At 36.4% G+C, this 19,833-nt stretch carries 15 protein-coding genes and 1 other RNA gene; 7 read left to right on the top strand and 9 right to left on the bottom strand.

The features are described from left to right. Positions 1-63: 63 nt before the first annotated feature. Positions 64-2,031 carry a DNA polymerase III subunit gamma/tau gene (gene dnaX, locus H1X92_RS08150; RefSeq protein WP_180559677.1) on the bottom strand — a complete coding sequence of 656 codons (1,968 nt, stop codon included), beginning with the start codon at positions 2,029-2,031 and terminating at the stop codon, positions 64-66. A gap of 89 nt (positions 2,032-2,120) precedes the next feature. Further along, entirely contained in the window at positions 2,121-2,684 is a 564-nt protein-coding gene (apt, locus tag H1X92_RS08145) for an adenine phosphoribosyltransferase (protein WP_370520680.1), read from the bottom strand. 132 nt (positions 2,685-2,816) lie between these two features. Between apt and priC the strand changes: the two genes are divergently transcribed. Further along, entirely contained in the window at positions 2,817-3,365 is a 549-nt protein-coding gene (gene priC, locus H1X92_RS08140) for a primosomal replication protein PriC (RefSeq protein ID WP_180559675.1), read from the top strand. Positions 3,366-3,386: 21 nt separating this feature from the next. Then, a complete protein-coding gene (locus H1X92_RS08135; RefSeq protein WP_180559674.1) occupies positions 3,387-3,560 on the top strand; it encodes a DUF2496 domain-containing protein in 174 nt (57 codons plus the stop codon). 33 nt (positions 3,561-3,593) lie between these two features. On the opposite strand, the gene mscK is transcribed toward H1X92_RS08135, so the two are convergent. The 3 genes from mscK to acrR all read right to left on the bottom strand — a co-directional run bounded on the left by mscK (position 3,594) and on the right by acrR (position 8,129). Continuing rightward, positions 3,594-7,010 carry a mechanosensitive channel MscK gene (mscK, locus tag H1X92_RS08130; RefSeq protein ID WP_180559673.1) on the bottom strand — a complete coding sequence of 1,139 codons (3,417 nt, stop codon included), beginning with the start codon at positions 7,008-7,010 and terminating at the stop codon, positions 3,594-3,596. A gap of 89 nt (positions 7,011-7,099) precedes the next feature. Next, on the bottom strand, positions 7,100-7,462 hold the full coding sequence (locus tag H1X92_RS08125) for a DsrE/DsrF/TusD sulfur relay family protein (protein ID WP_180559672.1): 363 nt from the start codon (positions 7,460-7,462) through the stop codon (positions 7,100-7,102). Positions 7,463-7,493: 31 nt separating this feature from the next. Continuing rightward, entirely contained in the window at positions 7,494-8,129 is a 636-nt protein-coding gene (gene acrR / locus H1X92_RS08120) for a multidrug efflux transporter transcriptional repressor AcrR (protein ID WP_180559671.1), read from the bottom strand. 136 nt (positions 8,130-8,265) lie between these two features. Here acrR and H1X92_RS08115 point away from each other — a divergent pair, with 136 nt between their 5' ends. The 4 genes from H1X92_RS08115 to H1X92_RS08100 all read left to right on the top strand — a co-directional run bounded on the left by H1X92_RS08115 (position 8,266) and on the right by H1X92_RS08100 (position 13,742). Beyond that, positions 8,266-9,429 carry an efflux RND transporter periplasmic adaptor subunit gene (locus tag H1X92_RS08115; protein WP_180559670.1) on the top strand — a complete coding sequence of 388 codons (1,164 nt, stop codon included), beginning with the start codon at positions 8,266-8,268 and terminating at the stop codon, positions 9,427-9,429. Between the two features lie 42 nt (positions 9,430-9,471). Next, entirely contained in the window at positions 9,472-12,591 is a 3,120-nt protein-coding gene (locus H1X92_RS08110; protein ID WP_180559669.1) for an efflux RND transporter permease subunit, read from the top strand. Between the two features lie 522 nt (positions 12,592-13,113). Further along, positions 13,114-13,482, top strand: a complete 369-nt coding sequence (gene tomB / locus H1X92_RS08105; protein ID WP_180559668.1) for an Hha toxicity modulator TomB — start codon at positions 13,114-13,116, stop codon at positions 13,480-13,482. Between the two features lie 56 nt (positions 13,483-13,538). Next, positions 13,539-13,742 (top strand): HHA domain-containing protein, encoded by a 204-nt coding sequence (locus tag H1X92_RS08100; protein WP_026821483.1) that lies wholly within the window; start codon positions 13,539-13,541, stop codon positions 13,740-13,742. Between the two features lie 545 nt (positions 13,743-14,287). On the opposite strand, the gene ffs is transcribed toward H1X92_RS08100, so the two are convergent. The 3 genes from ffs to H1X92_RS08085 form a co-directional block, all read right to left on the bottom strand. After that, an RNA gene (gene ffs, locus H1X92_RS08095) (signal recognition particle sRNA small type) lies at positions 14,288-14,384 on the bottom strand. 161 nt (positions 14,385-14,545) lie between these two features. Next, on the bottom strand, positions 14,546-16,327 hold the full coding sequence (locus tag H1X92_RS08090) for a SmdB family multidrug efflux ABC transporter permease/ATP-binding protein (RefSeq protein WP_180559667.1): 1,782 nt from the start codon (positions 16,325-16,327) through the stop codon (positions 14,546-14,548). Beyond that, on the bottom strand, positions 16,320-18,068 hold the full coding sequence (locus tag H1X92_RS08085; RefSeq protein ID WP_180559666.1) for a SmdA family multidrug ABC transporter permease/ATP-binding protein: 1,749 nt from the start codon (positions 18,066-18,068) through the stop codon (positions 16,320-16,322). Before H1X92_RS08085 ends, H1X92_RS08090 begins: the two co-directional genes overlap by 8 nt. Before the next feature lie 489 nt (positions 18,069-18,557). Here H1X92_RS08085 and queC point away from each other — a divergent pair, with 489 nt between their 5' ends. After that, positions 18,558-19,259: a 7-cyano-7-deazaguanine synthase QueC gene (gene queC, locus H1X92_RS08080; RefSeq protein WP_180559665.1), complete on the top strand. Its 702-nt coding sequence runs from the start codon at positions 18,558-18,560 to the stop codon at positions 19,257-19,259. A 198-nt stretch (positions 19,260-19,457) separates the two neighbouring features. On the opposite strand, the gene H1X92_RS08075 is transcribed toward queC, so the two are convergent. Beyond that, on the bottom strand, positions 19,458-19,826 hold the full coding sequence (locus tag H1X92_RS08075; protein WP_225505869.1) for a ComEA family DNA-binding protein: 369 nt from the start codon (positions 19,824-19,826) through the stop codon (positions 19,458-19,460). Positions 19,827-19,833 lie beyond the last annotated feature (7 nt).

The following is a 19,833-nucleotide window of genomic DNA, read 5'->3' as shown; positions in this document are numbered from 1 at the left end:
TTCTGATCTGTTACCAGGATATACGTTAACTTTGCTTCATTATACTTAACGATATGTATTTGACTATACAGGCCGTATACTTTCTTCATCTAACTGTGCATCAAACAGCGTACGCAAAGTCTGAATGGTTTTATCCACAATGATGGATTGACGAGCCTGTGCTAGCTTCTCTTCATAAATTAGCTGCCGCCATTCCAAAGGTGTCTTGACGGCCGGATTATCATCTTCGATGATAACCAGTTTTATCGGCTGGCCATATAACTCACATAAGGCTTTTGTTAATGCTTTATGCGCAGGCTCAGTATTCAAATGCCGTTGCGTTGATCGTAAGTGTAAACAGATTTCCGTTTCATTTAACGATTCCTTATACGCATTCAACGCAAGTTGTTCTATCAATTTTGGTATTTTTAACTGAGAAATTTCAGCCGACCAGTGGTCACGCTCTCGAGCTTCAAGTGCGATTTTATTGGCAAGTTCAGGTGTTCTTTCATATTCTAATGCTTGTTTAATATTGCCAGGCGTTGTTACTCGCTCTATCTTTTGTTCAGAAATATTTTGCGGCCGCCACTGATAAGATTTATCTTTTTGATTTTTCTCATCCTTCTTAATCTGTTTCGGCTGATTTGCAACAGATCGCTGATGCTGCGCAGAAACAGTTGCTAACCGTTCTAGCGCTGACATTGCCGACGGCGTTTTCGTCTTCGACAATGCGGTGTCAGACTTTTTTAGCGGTGTTTTCTCTTGCTCTTGTTTTAGTGACGCTTTTGCTTTTAGCAATTGCAAGGTAGGCGTATTAATTAACTTTTCAGCTGATGAACTTATCGCTTGATCAATGACTTTTTTTTTATCTTTTATATTAGAAGAAATATCAATATCATTACCTGCGGTAACCGATTCCATTCTATTTGGCGAAGATACCAATGAAATTTCAGTATCATTAACACACTTAGGATGAAATGCTAAGGCACGTAATAAAGTCATCTCAACCCCCATGCGCTTTTCTGGCGCATAGGGAAGCTCTTTGCGTCCGACAAATAGGATTTGATAATAGAGCTGTAAATCCGTTGGCGTAATCGAACGCGCAAGTAAACGTAAACGCTCTTCTAGCGGCGATGCAGTATCTTGCATCTCCACAGGTAAAAGCTGGATCATCGCAATGCGATGAACTAATGATAACATTTCAATCAATACGTTTTCCCAGTCACTGCCCCGCAACGCAATATCTTCGACTAGAGCCATCATTTTTTGACCATCGGCATGTACAATCGCTTCAATGATCGCTAGTGGCTGTTCATCATCCAATATTCCTAGCATTTGACTAACTGAATCGGCCGATACCTGCCCCTGACCCATGGCAATAGCTTGATCGGTCAAACTTAATGCATCACGTAAACTACCTTCGGCCGCTCTGGCAATTAATTGGCGGGCACGTTTATCACTCGATATTTGCTCAGCCACTAAAATGCGTTCAAGTTGACGGCTGATTTGGTCGATATCAAGTGTTCTTAAATGAAATTGAAGGCAGCGAGATAAAACCGTTATCGGTAATTTCTGTGGATCGGTCGTTGCTAAGAGAAATTTTACATGTTCTGGCGGTTCTTCCAACGTCTTAAGCAAAGCATTGAAGCTATGACGAGAAAGCATATGAACTTCGTCGATTAAGTAGACTTTAAATCGACCACGTGTTGGTGCATACTGGACATTATCTAGCAGTTCGCGCGTATCCTCAACTTTAGTGCGCGAAGCGGCATCTATTTCAATCAGATCAACAAATCGGCCCTGCGCTATCTCAAGACAGTTGACACACTGACCACAAGGATTCTGGCTTATCCCTACCTCACAGTTAAGCCCTTTCGCAAACAGTCGTGCAATAGTTGTTTTTCCAACCCCTCGTGTCCCAGAGAATAGGTAGGCATGATGGAGCCGCTGCTGTTGCAAACCATTTGCCAGCGCAGTCAAAACGTGTTGTTGCCCAACAACATCGGTAAATGTTTGTGGGCGCCATTTACGGGCAAGTACCTGGTAGCTCATGATTCCTATTAGACGTTAAGTATATAGTTTGTTACACCAACATAGCGCTATTTGCCTAGTTAGCACATTTCGCCAGAAAATTTTACTGATTAATGTCCTGAGAATTCAACCAAATTAAAACAATTGACACCTTGTTTTTTTAAACGTTCGATACCACCTAAATCGGGCAAACAGATAATAAATGCCGCTTCATTAACTCTGCCTCCAAGCTGCCGGATCAAGCGTACAGTTGCCTCAATCGTACCACCTGTAGCGAGTAAATCATCAACCACTAATACATTGTCTTTCGCTGAAATACTATCTTTATGGATCTCGAGTGTATCGCTACCATATTCTAGCTCATAATTTTGCCGTAAAGTGGCTCGCGGTAATTTTCCCTCTTTACGTACTGGCACAAATCCTATACCTAAACCCAAAGCAACCGGTGCCCCAAACAAAAAGCCTCTCGCTTCAGTACCAACAATTTTAGTGATACCTTTATTTTTATAATGTTCCACAAGTAGATCAATAGTGGCCTGATAAGCAGCAGGATTATCCAATAAGGTTGTAATATCACGAAACAATACACCTGGTATCGGATAATCAGGAATTGTTTCAATACTGTCTTTTATAAATTGTATTTTTCTTTCATTAACCATCATAATTATCATCATAGATAAAATAATCAAACACTACAATCTATGAAAAGTACTATAAAAATGCAATAACTTACTTACCAATATCCGCATTTTTACAGTAATAAGTCAAATCGCAATCACATATTTTATATTATTATGGCTTACTATATGAAAACACAAAAGTTACTAAACACGCTTGAAGAGCAAATTGAAGCATTAGCAGAGCAAATAAAGCCTATTGCACACTCTTCTTTTATAAAATCACGTTTTGATCAAAAATTATTTTATCGAAAAAGCCATCAATTAAGTGAATGTTTATTTGAAATTAAGCAACATTTTAGTCAATTAAAAATTGCAGTTATTACCTCACGCCCAGAACAGGTTACTTTTTTGACAGAAAAAATTATTGCCCAAATTGGTGCAATGACGCGAGAATCTGCAACTCAAATTTTAAGAGAGCAAGAAAATCAGCATAGTCAAAAAGAAAAAACCGTCGATCGCTATGAACGATTAGTTCAACATCAAGACTATGAACGTCGCCTAATCGCCATGATAAATGATCGAGAACAACAATTAGCTAAGCAACAATCATATGTTGCTTGCCAGAAACTGCAACAAGAAATAGCTGCATTAACAGGAAGATTAGTGAGATGCCGTCAGGCTCTTTCACGCATAGAAAGGGCGATTGAGCGCGATGAGAATCAAAATATCGAATAAAAAATAATATAGGTATATTTAATGAATTTAGAGAATGCGCCATTAGAAATCCAAGTTGCCATTGATTTAATTTATATTCTAGAAATTAATCAAATAGAACCAGCTACAGCACTCAAAGCGCTTGATATTGTGAAAAAAGATTATGAGAATAAAAACGCTATCTCATTACTTGCCAATGCAACTAAAAAGCGTTGATATAAATAATTCAATTATTATTCGGCAGTATTATTAATCCCGATCGTTTCTATCAGGGTGCTTCGATCCCTTTTCTGCACCAATAGTACGATCAACTTCTTGCACAAAATCACCTTTGTTATTATGAAGGTGAACTTCTAACTGATTAAAAGCAATATCGATATTTTGTTCCCGACATAAGCGATCAATCATTCGATTAACTTCATCCAATGTTGTGCTTCTATCCGCTATCTGTCGAACATAAAAACGTAATTCATGATTAAGAGTACTTTCACCAAAATCAGTAAAAAATACTAACGGAGCCGGATCCGACATGATCTTATTATTACTTTGCGCCGCCTGTAACAAAATCGTTTTGACTTTATCAAGATCAGAACCATAAGCAACACCTAGCTTGATAATTATACGGGTAATCGTATCTGATAACGACCAATTTATTAAACGTTCAGTCACAAATGCTTTATTGGGAATAATGACTTCTTTACGATCAAAATCCGTTATGGTGGTTGCTCGAATACGAATTTTACTTACTGTGCCTGAGAAATTACCAATCGTAACGGTATCACCAATTCTGACCGGTCGTTCAAACAAAATAATAATACCGGAAACAAAGTTAGCAAAAATTTCTTGTAGACCAAAACCTAAACCAAAGGTTAATGCTGCCGCTAGCCACTGTAACTTATTCCAGGTAACACCTAACATTGCCAATACGATAATTGTACCAATACCGATAATAATATAGGTCAGCATCGTTGTGATGGCATAGCTTGATCCCTGCCTAAGCTTCAACCGAGACAGCACTAAAACCTCTAATAGACCGGGCAGATTTCGCGTCATTACTAAAGCGACAATAAAAATAATAATCGCTAGAATTAAATCAGCCAAGGTAACCGCTTGTAAAGCGTGACCAGCCTCATTTTGTACATTAGTATGCCAAAGCTGAACGCCGTCTAAGAATGAGAAAATAGTAATGAAATCTGACCAAATCCAATAAAAAGCGACGATAAAGATCAGAAACAGTACCATACTAGTTAAACGGAGAGATTGTTGACTAATCAATTCTATTGACATTGGCGGTTCGGTGATAGGTTCGTTTTCTTGCTCTTCGCGCGTCATATTATGACGACGCTCTAATGCTCTCTTATAAGCAAGCTTGCGCGCTGCAATAGATAATCCACGAATACAACTATGATAAATAATATACCAAAGGAGTAATAAGTAGAGGCTATCAATCCAGCGACTGGAAAGTCGAAGAGTCGTGTAATAATAACCGACCATCATTAAACCAATTAATACCAGTGGAGAAAAAGCCAGTATGGTAATAATAATAGTGCGGGTTAAATGGCCACCCTTTTGTTGCCAGATCCGACGGCAAAATGGCAAAGTAAATAAAAAAACTAAAAACAGGGATATTAAGACAATCAATTGTCCGATGACATCATCCGCCAAACGCAAAGGATACATGACGCCATAACTGGACCAATAAATCAAAACAATCAACGGCAACATCAGATTCATCAAATGTTGGCGTAACCAGGTCGTGTCTTTTTTAGCAATTAAAAAATGATTTTCTGCAATGCCATCAGGTTTAAGTATATAAATGCACCATCTAAATAACATCCAAAATAGAGCCAATTGCAGGGCAAAACTCCAAACAAAATCACCATGGGGATTACCGGTTTTTAAAAACCAGTAACCGACTGCAAGTGCAATAAAAGCGCCAGGAAACGCCATCATTAGGGTTAAAATCAACGCTACCGGTGTATGCAATTGGTTATCTTTTTTGAATACTTTAACTTCTGAATTAATTTCTTTTAAACGTTGTTTAAACTTGCGATTCATCCAAAAAAAGAACAGACAGGCCAACAAAAGGGGAATAGTGACAACAGAAGAGTTAATTAATCCTTTATATATGCTAATTAATGATAATTTAAAATTAAAAGAGGTAATTTCTGCTTTCGCTGCTTCAGGAAAAGAAGTTAACCATGCCAGATCAATCGGTTTATTACTATTTACCCAAAAAATTTGCTGGGCTAATGTCTGTTCTAAAGACTCAATGACACCCAGTAATTGTTGTTGATCTAACTGTAAATTAATTGCCTGAGAAATCTGATTACCCAATTGAACATTTAATTGATCTAAAAGATCACGTCGTATATCAATTAGTAGCTCTAATGCCCGCCAGACTTCCTTCGATAGTGGCATTGTCTTACTCTTATCTACCATTGAATCACTTATTGTATCAGCCAACTTATTAATATAATTAGAAGATTGATATAACTGATCACGCTCTTGGTTAATATCAAACTGCTCCAACCGTAAATCGGCAATTAATGTTGGCAGATTTTTTGTCAGTATATTTGGTGGCAAATTAATTTGTTTTTGAAAAAGGATACGTGAAAGTAATAAACTTCCACGTAAGACTGTTATTTGTTCTTTTAAATTACTCTCTACTTGAATGGCTCTTTCTAACCAAGATTTAACCCTTATGCTCTTTTGTACTAATTGGTTACTATCTTGGGTTATTGTAATCAAACGCTCACTTAGTGCCTTATTAATCGCTTTTTCATGTTTAATTATCGGATATTCTTCCACTTCCTGACTATTTATCGTTGAGCGTTGAGCTTCTTTAGACGTTTCTTCAGAATAATTTAAGCGTTTATTATTAATAGCAGCCTGAACATACTGTATATCACTTTGAATTAACGCAATATAAGTTGCGGTATAATCACGTTGCTTCTGTAGCACATCTTGTAACTGAGTGTTCGCTTCTAATGCGTGTTGTTGAAATTTATTTTGCTGTTGCAGATAAAATTGTTCGACTTGTAATAATATTTGTAGAGAAGGCCGAATATCTTCATTGGAAGAGAAGTCATTATTTAGTCGGTAACGAATATCTTGTAGCCGGCGAGCGTTTTCTAACATAATATTCATCGCTCGCTCTGGCTGAGTTTGTAAGGCAACTAAGTTGCTATTAATATTGGCCAGATTTTCCTGCTGGTTTTGCAATATTTCTAATTTATTTTTTAATTGGCTCTCGAGTTGTGATAATGTTAAATGCTGATATTCAGTTTTAGTCTGCTCACTTTGTTGTTGCTCTTGTTTAATTTTAGCTAACTTCTCAAGTGCATTTCGCGCCTCTTTCGGCGCTTGTATAACTCTTTTCTGCATTAGCGCAGCTTGTTTTTCTAATTCAGTTAATTCATCATAAAATTGAATTGCTTTTTTATAGTCAGCTAAAGCTAGCGTTTCAGCTGCCGTTAAATTGCTACGATGACTTAAGGCATTTAATTCGTTTTGGATAGTTTGCCGTGAAGTTATATTGGTTAAGGTAGCACTCTCAACTAACGTTGCTGTAAAAAGAAAGAATAAACCACAAGACAAGGACAATAAAGAAACTAACCGTTGGTAATATGCTCTGTTTTGCAACCTTCGACTAAATGAAAACATAGTAGTATCCACTGAGTAAGATTAAAAATAAGAAAACAGTTAAAAATCTCTCCTTAAAATTTATTTCCTTGTCTCAAATAGTATTATATCTAAAAAGTTAAAACTTTATTGGATGCTAATGTCCACTGTGCTAAATCAACCAAAGTGCCGATGGAGATGCCTTTAATTAACGGCAATTCAGTGATACCACGGGCATCCGTACATGTCTTACATAATTTTATTTCTACTTGCTGCGCAAGTAAGATTTCCAACATCTGTTTTAAATTATAACCTTCAATTGGCTTTTGATTAATAAGACCGGCAACAACCGCATCAGACATTAAAAAAATCTTTATTTCCGTTGTAGCAGCCTGTTCCTTAACTGCAATCGCTAGACGTAGTGCATTAAAAAGATTTTCATCTCCATAGGCGGCACCGTTAGCAATAATCAAAAATAGGTTTTTTTCTTGCATCCAATCCTCCTTAATTATGTAATAAAACGTTTCAACTGTTTCTTAATGATGGACTATATTTCATCATATCAATCATCGTATCCACGTAACGAACCGCATTTTCTTTGATATTAAAACTATCTGGTACACATAACCAATTTTCAAACAGGCCGGTAATTTCTGCTCGTATCATAATTGCTGCGCACTCAACATTGATATTGACCGGTAACTGTTGTTTTTCCACACAGGCGCTTAACAGAGTGACTAATCTCTGATAGTTAATCATATAAATTTCACGCCGTAATTCAGCAAACTGTGCCATTTCACCTATCAATTCACATTTATGAAAAAAAATCTCAGTTAGCGCCTTGTTTTTAGTATCGTCAAAAAAGGTAAATAAAATATAATGTAATAATTTTCTCAATACAAAAAGTGGATCATTAGGGTATTTTAACTGATACTTTTCCTGAGTTTCAGCTATTTGTTTATCCGTAAATTTACAAGCTTCAGAGAAAAGATCGACTTTATTTTTAAAATGCCAATAAATAGCACCACGAGTTACACCTGCAACCTCTGCTATATTAGACAAAGAGGTAGATGAAACACCATACTTAGAAAATGTTCTAATTGCTGCATCAATTATTTCTTGGCGAGTTATTTTCGCTTGTTGCTTAGTTTTTCGTGCCATTTTAACTTACTTTCTTCTTATTGAAGTAAATTTACATACATTCATGTATGTTTTTGCAATAACATAAGAGACTTATAACATAATAATTCACCAGGTTTCAGATTTGAAATTGATATTTGAATATTGAGGTTTATTTATGCAAAAAAACAGAGGGGTTTTACCTCTGGTAATATTACTACTCTCAAGCTGTTTGATCTTGACAGCATGTGGCGATAATTCCCAGCAAGGTAATATTGCACCTCCAACACCGGAAGTTGGTGTCGTAACTTTACAAGTTAAGCCATTGACAGTAACAACTGAACTGCCTGGCCGTACTACTGCTTTTCGTATTGCCGAGGTAAGACCTCAAGTAGGAGGTATTATATTAAAAAGAAATTATAAAGAAGGGAGTGATGTTGAAGCCGGAACTTCTTTATATCAAATAGATCCTGCTACCTATAAAGCAAATTATGACAGCGCAAAAGCCAATTTAGCAAAAGCCAAAGCCAATGCCGAAATTACTCGTTTAACGGTAAGTCGTTATAAACCTCTATTAGGAACAAATTATATCAGTAAACAAGAGTATGATACCGCAAACGCTAACTATGCTCAGGCGTTAGCTTCCCTTAAAGCCGCTGAAGCGGCAGTTGAAACTGCGCGTATCAATCTTGAATATACTAAAGTAACAGCGCCTATTTCCGGCCGCTCCGGTAAATCCAACGTCACAGAAGGCGCGCTGGTTTCGACTGGACAAACTAGTGCGCTAACAACCATTCAACAATTAGATCCTATTTATGTTGATGTTACCCAATCCAGCGACGATTATCTGCGTTTAAAAAATGAAATCGCTAGCGGCAATTTATTTAAAGAATCGCAGCAAGCACCTGTTAGCTTAAAAATGAATAATGGTGACGTTTACCCACAAAAAGGTGTTCTTCAATTTTCCGATGTAACCGTTGATGAAAGTACTGGGTCTATCACGATGCGGGCTATTTTCCCCAATCCAGAAAAAAAACTACTGCCTGGTATGTTTGTTCGTGCCGTTTTAGAAGAAGGCGTGCAAAAAAATGCCATCCTCGTGCCACAACAAGGTGTAAGTCGGACCCCTCGTGGTGAGGCTCAAGTGATGGTTGTTAATACCAACAATGAAGTTGAAGTCCGTACGGTAATTACTGCGCAAGCAATTGGTAATCAATGGTTAATAACTAAAGGACTTGAAGCCGGAGAGCGTGTCATTGTTATTGGGTTACAGAAAATCAAGCCAGGCATGAAAGTGACAGCTAAAGAAACATCGCCCAATCCAAATACAACAGAAAAATAGATTTTCTCCGCAAAAATCTTAAATTAAGGGAGTCGATAATTAATGCCTCAGTTTTTTATAGAACGGCCAATATTTGCGTGGGTAATAGCCATTATTACCATGCTCGCTGGTCTATTGGCAATTATCAAATTACCGGTGGCACAATATCCAACCATTGCGCCACCGTCTATCTCAATTGTAGCAACCTATCCTGGAGCAGACGCCACAACAGTCCAAAATACTGTTACTCAGGTTATCGAACAGAACATGAATGGAATTGATAATCTGGTTTATATGTCTTCAACAAGTGATGCAATGGGTAACATGTCGCTGACACTTACCTTTGAAGCAGGGACAGATCCTGATATTGCACAAGTACAGGTACAAAATAAATTACAATTGGCCATGCCATTACTACCGCAAGAGGTGCAGCAACAAGGTATACAAGTTAATAAATCTACTGGTTCTTTCTTAATGGTGGTCGCTTTTATTTCCAAAGATGGCTCAATGAATCAAGAAGATATTGCTGATTATGTTAACTCTCACATTAAAGATCCTATTAGCCGAGTAAAAGGCGTTGGTGAAACGCAATTATTTGGTACCCAGTACGCTATGCGGATCTGGTTAGATCCAGATAAACTAGTTAAATACAATATGGCTACTCAAGATGTTATCAATGCCATAAAAATTCAAAACAACCAAGTTGCTGCCGGCCAGCTAGGTGGAACACCACCGATCCCAGGCCAACGACTGAATGTTTCTATTATTGCTCAAACGCGGCTAAATAATGCTGAACAGTTTGCCAATATCCTGTTACGAGTTAATCCAGATGGCTCTCAGGTTCGCTTAAAAGACGTTGCTGTAGTTGAATTAGGTGCGGAAAATTATAGTATCAAAGCCAAATATAATGGTACTGCGTCAGCCGGTATCGGTATCAAATTGGCAACCGGGGCTAATGCCTTAGATACTGCTAAAGCCGTACGTGCTACGCTTGCTGAAATGGAGCTTTTTTTCCCTAATGGATTAGAGATTGTTTACCCTTATGACACTACACCGTTTGTAAAAATCTCAATTAACGAAGTAGTGAAAACACTGATCGAAGCTATCATGCTCGTCGTTGTTGTAATGTACTTATTCTTGCAAAACCTCCGCGCAACTTTGATCCCGACGATCGCAGTTCCTGTTGTCTTGCTTGGAACTTTTGCTATTTTGTCTGCAATGGGGTACTCAATTAACACGCTTACCATGTTCGCAATGGTGCTCGCTATCGGACTCTTAGTCGATGATGCGATTGTGGTAGTAGAAAACGTCGAGCGTGTTATGCAAGAAGAGGGAATATCGCCAAAAGAAGCCACCAAAAAGTCGATGGGACAAATCCAAGGCGCACTTGTCGGTATAGCCTTAGTCTTATCCGCGGTATTTATACCTATGGCTTTTTTTGGTGGCTCAACGGGCGCAATCTATCGTCAATTTTCGGTTACCATTGTCGCATCAATGGTGCTATCTGTTCTAGTCGCGCTGATCTTAACTCCAGCTCTTTGTGCCACAATATTAAAACCTATACCTAAAGGTAGCCACGGAAAACAGACAGGCTTTTTCGGCTGGTTTAACCGTACATTTGAAAAAAGCGCACATCACTATACCAATAGTATTGGCCATATGCTTAGAGGCACAGGTCGTTACCTAGTGATTTATGTTATATTGGTTGCTGGTATGGCATTTCTGTTCCTAAAATTGCCTTCTTCGTTTCTTCCCGAGGAAGATCAAGGAGTACTCTTGACGATGGTTCAGCTACCACCAGGCTCTACCCAAGAACAAACTGTAGCTGTGCTTAATGATATTGACCAATATTATCGAACAAAAGAAAAAGAAAATGTTAAATCTGTCTTTACCGTAAGTGGCTTTGGCTTCGCAGGGCAAGGACAAAACATGGGGCTTGCTTTTGTCGTACTACAAGATTGGAAAACACGCCATAGCGATCAAAATCACGTTTCTCAAATTATCAATCGCGCCAATCTTGCCTTTTCAAAAATACAAGAGGCTATCATTTTCTCTTTCAATATTCCGGCCATACCAGAGTTAGGTACAGCCAGTGGTTTTGATTATGAACTTGTTGATCAAGGTAATTTAGGTCATGAGAAATTAATGGCTGCTCGTAATCAACTACTTGGACTTATTGCTCAACATCCTGATATATTGCAAAATGTTCGTCCTAACGGACAAGATGATACCTCTCAGTATCGTTTTTATCTCGATCAACAAAAGGCTGAGGCATTAGGTGTATCTATCAATGATATTAATGCAACCTTAAGTACTATGTTTGGTGGAGTCTATGTAAATGACTTTATTGATCGTGAACGCGTTAAAAAAGTTTACGTGCAAGCCAATGCCCCATTTCGGATGTTGCCCGCTGATATTGAAAAACTTTATGTCCGCAATAATCAAGGAAAAATGGTACCTTTCTCCGCATTAATTGATCATAGCAAAGATCCATGGCTATATGGTTCGCCACGTTTGGAACGCTATAATGGTTTACCTGCAATGGAAATCCAAGGTTCTGCGGCTCCAGGGAAAAGTACTGGTGATGCCATGTTATTAATGGAGCAACTTACTGAAAAATTACCTGAGGGTATTGGTTATGAATGGACCGGTATGTCTTACCAAGAACGTCTTTCTGGCAATCAAGCACCTGCTTTATATGTAATTTCTCTTATTGTGGTTTTTCTTTGTTTAGCCGCTTTATATGAAAGTTGGTCAATTCCTTTTTCTGTTATGTTAGTTCTACCATTAGGGGTTATTGGAGCATTACTCTTCACTTCATTTCGTGGATTAGAAAATGATGTTTACTTTAAGGTAGGCTTATTAACGACCATTGGCCTATCAGCCAAAAACGCCATATTAATTGTTGAGTTTGCTAAAGACTTAATGGAAAAAGAAGGAAAAGGATTGATTGAAGCAACGCTAGATGCTGTCAGAATGCGGTTACGACCTATTTTAATGACATCACTAGCATTCATGCTTGGCGTTTTACCTCTCGTTATTAGTAACGGTGCAGGTTCAGGTGCGCAAAACTCTGTTGGTACAGGCGTGCTTGGAGGAATGATTGCAGCAACTACATTAGCTATCTATTTCGTTCCAGTATTTTTTGTCGTCATACGTAGACGTTTCACAAATAAATATTAGCTTAGCTAGGTTATTAGTAATATTTCCATTAAAAGGCCAGAATATCTGGCCTTTTATGTAAAAATATTTTTTAATAAATGAAAAATAATTCTAAATATATGACTAAAACTTATTTTTTAATAAAAAAATAAATAATAATAAAATAACACAGTAATACTGTAACTTTTTGTATATCTTTGATATTTTGTACTAGATTAGTTCTTTGATTAACATCATATAACAAAAAACTTTATACAGAGATAGTGACTTATGCGATAATAGTGCTATATTAATATCCAGTAGGTTGTTTGCATTACTTTTGCTATACTCACACAAGTATAAATTTTATAAATTATCTACATTCTTCTGATTGTTTACCGACAACCATTTATAATTTTGGCAACAATCATAATTAATTAGTGTTTTTGATTTTACAAAAAATAAAACAATATATTAATTCAATGGTAAATTCTTCATCTTTAGCGGTATTATGCAATAAAAATGAGTAATAACCCGTAATCTGTGGTTTGAATGGAGGTGATTATGGATGAGTACTCACCAAGGAGTTATGACATCTTAGTGCTAAAGTATTTATGTGATGCTCTACATCGTGAAGCGATGTTAACTTTGCATAGGACAAAAACTCATTGGAAAAATGATCTTTGTTCCGACCAAAACGTTAAATTTAATGTATTAATTGATCATATCACAGATTTTATTGGTCAATTTAAATTAAAATATCCGAATAACGTAAACCTTTTTATTTTTATTGACGAATATTTGGATGAAACTTATAACCTATTTGGTAAACCTGTAATGAGCCTAACAGATATTTCTGATTGGCAAAAAATGAATGAGCATTTGGCTGAAATATTAACAAATGATATAAAGTATTCATTAAGTAACACTTGACGCAACAGCCAATAACATTCATATTTTATACATCTATAATTTAAAGAAAGGAAATTATGACTAAAATTGACTATCTGATGCGCTTAAGAAAATGTACGACTATCGAAACATTGGAGCGCGTAATCGAAAAAAACAAATATGAATTATCTGAAGACGAACTTGAGTTATTTTATTCTGCTGCCGACCATAGGTTAGCTGAGCTCACAATGAATAAACTTTATGACAAAATTCCTTCGTCCGTTTGGAAATATGTTCGCTAATAAGTCTTTCCTTTATCAGATAGGATATGGTTATAATTTTAGCCGATAGCCCTTATCGGCTTTTATTAGTAACTATATAACTTAAAATATTCATTCATAACACGGATAATTATATCGTGGTGTTGCTTACATTATTAGATTAAACAATGAACCATATTTATATTTTCGCTTAATCAAAAAAATAAGCCTATAATTATCCTCTCTCAACTGTTACTCTTTTTTATTAATCACGACCATACTTAGTCAATAACTATTCAGCAAAATAATCAATATATTGCTATTTATTTTTTAATTAATAATTTAATTACTTCGTTATATGAAATTCGTAATTTTACATAATCTTATTTTTCTATAAAAACTAAACCAAAAACTTGCATTTAGATTAAAATGAAAATTCATCAAATTAAGCGAAATTTTTTCTGTATATAAAAAACTAACCATATTGAATTAATTTAGTAACTTTCAACATAAAAACAATTTTTGTCAACTAGATTAATTTTATTTGCAAAAAATATAAATATCTTAGAAGTGCTAAACTGGCGGAGTCCTGTCAGCAACATCCCGGCACATACATCCCCTGCTATGGCTGCTTCTTTCCAGACCTGACCAAGTTAACAAGTTAGCATTGCGGGAGCACCAACAGGACCCCATTGAATGGCTCTATATGAACAATAGAGGCACGCATTATGCGCTATTCATATTCAAATAGCAAGAAAGCAGAAATCAAGTGTTGTTTTCTTATTCAAATAAATAATATTAAACATTTAACTAGTTTAAAATATATAAAATAATAGCAAAAAAGATCAATAGACCACATCGAGATATTCTAAGCTAGCAGGATGTAATAAATTACCAATCTGCTGCAATTGGTACATCTGGGCATACAGCCCTGGGTGTCGCAACAATTGATTATGTTTGCCTTGCTGAACGATTTTACCACGATGTAAGACAAAAATTTTATCCGCGTCGATAACAGTAGAAAGTCGATGGGCAATAACGATTAATGTTGTCTGTCGACGAATTAACTGTAAAGTTTTTTGAATCGCTTTCTCAGTTCCTGAATCAACATTGGCCGTTGCCTCATCCAATATTAAAATTTTCGGCGTTTGTACTAAAGCCCGCGCTAACGCCAGTAGCTGCTTCTGCCCAGTAGATAGCATATTACCTTGCTCACCTAACAGTGTATTTAAGCCATTAGGTAATTTATATACCCAATCAGCGAGCTGTACAATTGTTAAAATTTGCCAAACTTTCTGTTCTGAAATTTCTCGGCCCAAAGCGATATTATCAAAAACAGTCGTTGCTAAAATAACCGGCTCTTGTTGTACAATAGTAATACAATTACGCAACACCTGATGGGAAAGAGATGATAGTGGACGTCCATCAAGTAATATTTGTCCTTCTTGCCACGGATAATATCCCATTAATAAGTTAGTGATCGTGCTTTTTCCACTACCTGTATGCCCAACTAATGCGACAAATTCGTTATCCTCTATCTGCATATCAATTTCGTTCAATACATATTTATCATCACGATAAGCAAAAGAGAGCTTTTGTATATCTACTCGACCTGACAATAAAGGTAATTGATCATGACCATAATATTGTCGTGGGCTATCTATTAATTCAAAAATTCTTTCGCCTGCAACTACCGCTTGTTGTAATACCGATTGCTGTGAAGTTAATTTAATTAATGGCTCATTTAAACGTCCAAGGTAATTAATAAAAGCATACAATACTCCAACACCAATAACATCTATTCCTTTAAATCCAAATAATAGAATTAATCCACAAAGGGTTAAGGCCGAAAATAAATTTAATAATGGGCGTAAAAGAATGCTATCTAACTTTAATGCCTGCATCCGAGCAGTATAGTGCTGACGATTCACCACTAACATTTTCTCCCCAAAGCGGGCTCGTTGCCTAAATTGCTGAATCACAGTCATACCGTTAATGATCTCATTAAAACCATCGTTAATATCAGCTAGGTAAGTACGTACTCGACGAACAATTGGCGTACTTAAACGTTGGTAAATTACCATGATCAAAAATACTATAGGGAAAATTAAGCTAGCAACAATTGCCATGCGCCACTCTAAAAAAAACATCGCTACTAACATGGCAATAATTAGCGCTATACTACGAAATATAGTCGGAATAACCGTTACAAACAGATCCTTAACCACTTCAGTATCATTTGTCACTCGAGAGATAAGCTGTCCTACTGGTTGATTATCAAAAATACTCAATGGCTGCCTAATAGCAGCACTCATTACATCTGTACGTAATGTTTGAACAACGCCTATAGCTGCTTGATTAAATAAAATTGTTTGATAATAGTGTAAGATGGCAGCAATAATTTGTGATGCAAAAAAAACTATTATTAATATAACCGCACTTTCCAACGGTATATGACCTTTTGTTAACAAATTATCAATAAAGTAGCTTACTAGAAGGGGCCCACAAATTTCTACCGCAGCGGCTAGCCAAGATATCAAAACCGCAATAGTTATCGGTTTACGAAATGGATCTCCATAAATTAATAAGCGCTTTAAGGATGGCCATAAAAGACGAGGCTTATTCATGTTCATTTTCCATGGTGGCTTGAATTTGCTGATAACAATACATATCTCGATACCAACCAGGTTTTGCAATTAATTGCTGATGGGTACCTTGACATGCGATAGTTCCTTGTTGCAATACAAGTATCTGATCTGAATCCACTAAAGCAGATAATCGGTGGGCACTAATGATGATAGTATGACACCCTCGCCACTGACGTAAATTTTTTAAAATTCTATTTTCAGTCTGTCCATCTACAGCAGACAAAGCATCGTCTAATATCAAAATTTCAGTATTTAATAATAGTGCTCTTGCTATAGAAATACGCTGCTTTTGTCCACCAGATAACATAATGCCACGCTCACCAACTTGTGTGCTATACCCATCAGGTAAACGCAAAATATCTTCATGTACATCAGCTAGCCTTGCCGCTTCCTCTATTTCTGTTTGGCTGGCAGTTGGTCTACCTAAAGCAATATTACCTGCGATAGTATCAGAAAATAAAAATGGTATTTGGTTCACAACTGCCAGTCTGGCATGCCATTCTCGCTGCTGAATATGAGTCAGAGAAAGAGATTGAAACAAAATTTCACCATCAAGAACATCAAAATGACGTTGCAATAATGATAATAGTGTTGATTTCCCCGCCCCGGTTGGACCGCAAATTCCAACTAATTGCCCTGGCTGTATATTAAATACAATATTATGCAAGGATGATATTCCAACACCTGGGTAATTAAATTGCTGAATATTTACGCTCAATTGACCAGATGTTGGCTGCAAATACTGTTTCCCATCAATAATCGATAGGGGTTCTTCAAATAAAACACAGATTCTGCTATAGGCAGCGCTTCCACGCTCAACGATATTAAACATCCATGCAAGCGCTAACATTGGCCATATCATAAGCCCTAAATACATAACAAAACTGGTCAAGTCACCTAGTGTCATTTTATTATGCCAAACCATCCAGCTTCCACCCGCTACTGCCAAAAAATTTGCAGCGCCTATCGCAATATAGATAGTAGGGTCAAATTTCGCATCAACTTGAGCAACATGCATATTTTTACGCCCAGCCTCTAATGCCGCAATCTCAAACTGATGAGATTGGTGATCTTCTAGACCAAACGCTTTAATCATACGGATACTGGTTAAACTTTCCTGAGCATGATTATTGAGAGAAGAAAATGCACCTTGGGCAGATTTAAAGCGTGTATGCAGTTGTTCACCATATCGCTTAATAATGACTGCCATGATTGGCATTGGTAGCAATGAGATCAGGGTCAGTTGCCAACTGATTTCAATACTCATGACAATCAACACTGCACATCCCATCACCAAAGAATCGACTAATGTCAGGACACCTTCTCCTGCTGCAAAGACAACTCGATCAACATCATTGGTTGTACGTGCAATAAGATCGCCTACTCTATGTCGTAAATAAAACTCGGGAGTCTGACGACTAAATTGTTGATAAAATTTCTGTCTTAACTGTACAGCTAGTTTATAAGAAGCGCCAAATAACCATAATCGCCAAATATAGCGCAATCCATAAATAATAAATGCAATAAGTATCATTACACTTATCCAGCCCAAAAGTTGTTTGCTACTTAGGGTTTGCTTACTAATACCATCAATAATAAAGCCAACCAGCCGTGGTGGAATAAGTTGTAATCCTGCAATAATAATTAATAACATGATTGCACCAAAATACCGGCACCACTCAGTTAAAAAATACCAACGTAATTGAGAAAATAATCTCACATTTTTTTATCCTGATATTGAAAATTACATCAAAAAATATAATAAGTTACAGCTCAATGAATTAATCAGATACAGTCAAAATTGTTGTATATTTTATTTTCTCAATCAAAAATAAAAAAGATCAATTCAATTAGCAATATTGTTGATTATATGTTTACAAAAATACCAAAAACTATCCAATCTCATAATATCTTGCGAAAATGTTTTTAACAAATCAGATTTGTCAGCTTTATAATCAAGGAAATATTACGATATATTCAACAAATCATGGCATTTCTTATCTAATGATTTCATAGAATCAATTTAGTGTTATTAATAAATTGTTAGAATAAAATCATCCATATTTAAAAATTTAAACAAAATAATATAACACAATGAAGAAATCTTCCCAATTAAGGCTATCTAAACTAGATTAAACTGGGTAACATAACGTATCATCTGGAATAGCAAAAATTTTTTACTTGTACTTTATCGATGGATAGTATTAGCATGACGAAACGAGCAGTTATTGTATTTAGTGGCGGACAAGATTCCACCACTTGTCTTATACAAGCAATAAAACAATATAACGAAGTTCATTGTATCACTTTCAATTACGCTCAACGTCATAGTGCTGAAATTGTTGCTGCTCAAAAGATATGCCAGCATTTTAATATCACAGCACATAAAATACTGGATGTCGGATCATTAAATGAACTTGCCATTAGTAGTCTAACTCGCGACAACATTCCAATACCTTCCTATGAAAAAAGTATTGAAAGTGAATTACCCAACACTTTCGTTCCAGGACGTAATATTCTATTTCTCACGCTTGCTGCTATTTATGCTTACCAAGTTCAAGCTGAGGTGGTTATAACCGGTGTTTGTGAAACAGACTTTTCTGGTTATCCTGATTGTAGGGATGAATTTGTTAAAGCGCTCAATCAAGCTATTTGCCTAGGGATAGCTAAAGCAATTCGCTTTGAAACCCCACTTATGTGGCTAAATAAAGCCGAAACTTGGGCACTAGCCGATTATTACCACGCATTAGAATTTATACAAAATAAAACCCTTACTTGTTACAATGGTATTATAGGTGATGGCTGCCAACAATGTGCTGCCTGCCATCTGCGTGCTGAAGGATTAAAATATTACCTTAATCATCGACAAGCAATTATGTCTTCATTAAAACAAAAAATACGCCTTAAGTAATTTCAAACCGACACTATTTAACGATATTTAAACAATCAGCCAATTTAACTTACAATAAATACCACTATAATAATCAATACAAGATATAATAAATTGTATTTAGTATTTTTAGCTTAACTGTATTTTATAGCTATAGCTTATTCTGGTGTAAGCAATAAGGAACTGAGACTAATACTCCCTCTCAGTTCCTATTACGTTTTAATAGGTTAATTTCTCACGATTCTTTTCAATAAAACCCAAACCAATACCTGGCACATCCTGAAGATGTTCAATTGACTTAAAGCCGCCAAATTTCTTGCGATGCAGCACAATTAACTGCGCTTTTTTCAATCCGACTCCATTTAATTTCTCTGCCAGCTCCTCCTCAGATGCAGTATTAATATTGACTTTCTCATCTATCAACTGTCGCTTGTCTATTTTATTTATAACTAATTTCGTTGCATTTTGCGGTTGAGCATTAGCGACTTTTAGCTGATCTGATTGAGCAAATGCGGTATGAGTAAATCCTATCGCAAAAATCAAGATCCTAGTTGTATACTTTAGTTTATTTTTTATCATTAGCAGCATCTTTAAC

This window comes from Arsenophonus endosymbiont of Apis mellifera (assembly GCF_903968575.1).
Lineage (GTDB): Bacteria > Pseudomonadota > Gammaproteobacteria > Enterobacterales > Enterobacteriaceae > Arsenophonus > Arsenophonus apicola.
This window is presented reverse-complemented; position numbering and strand designations above follow the sequence as displayed.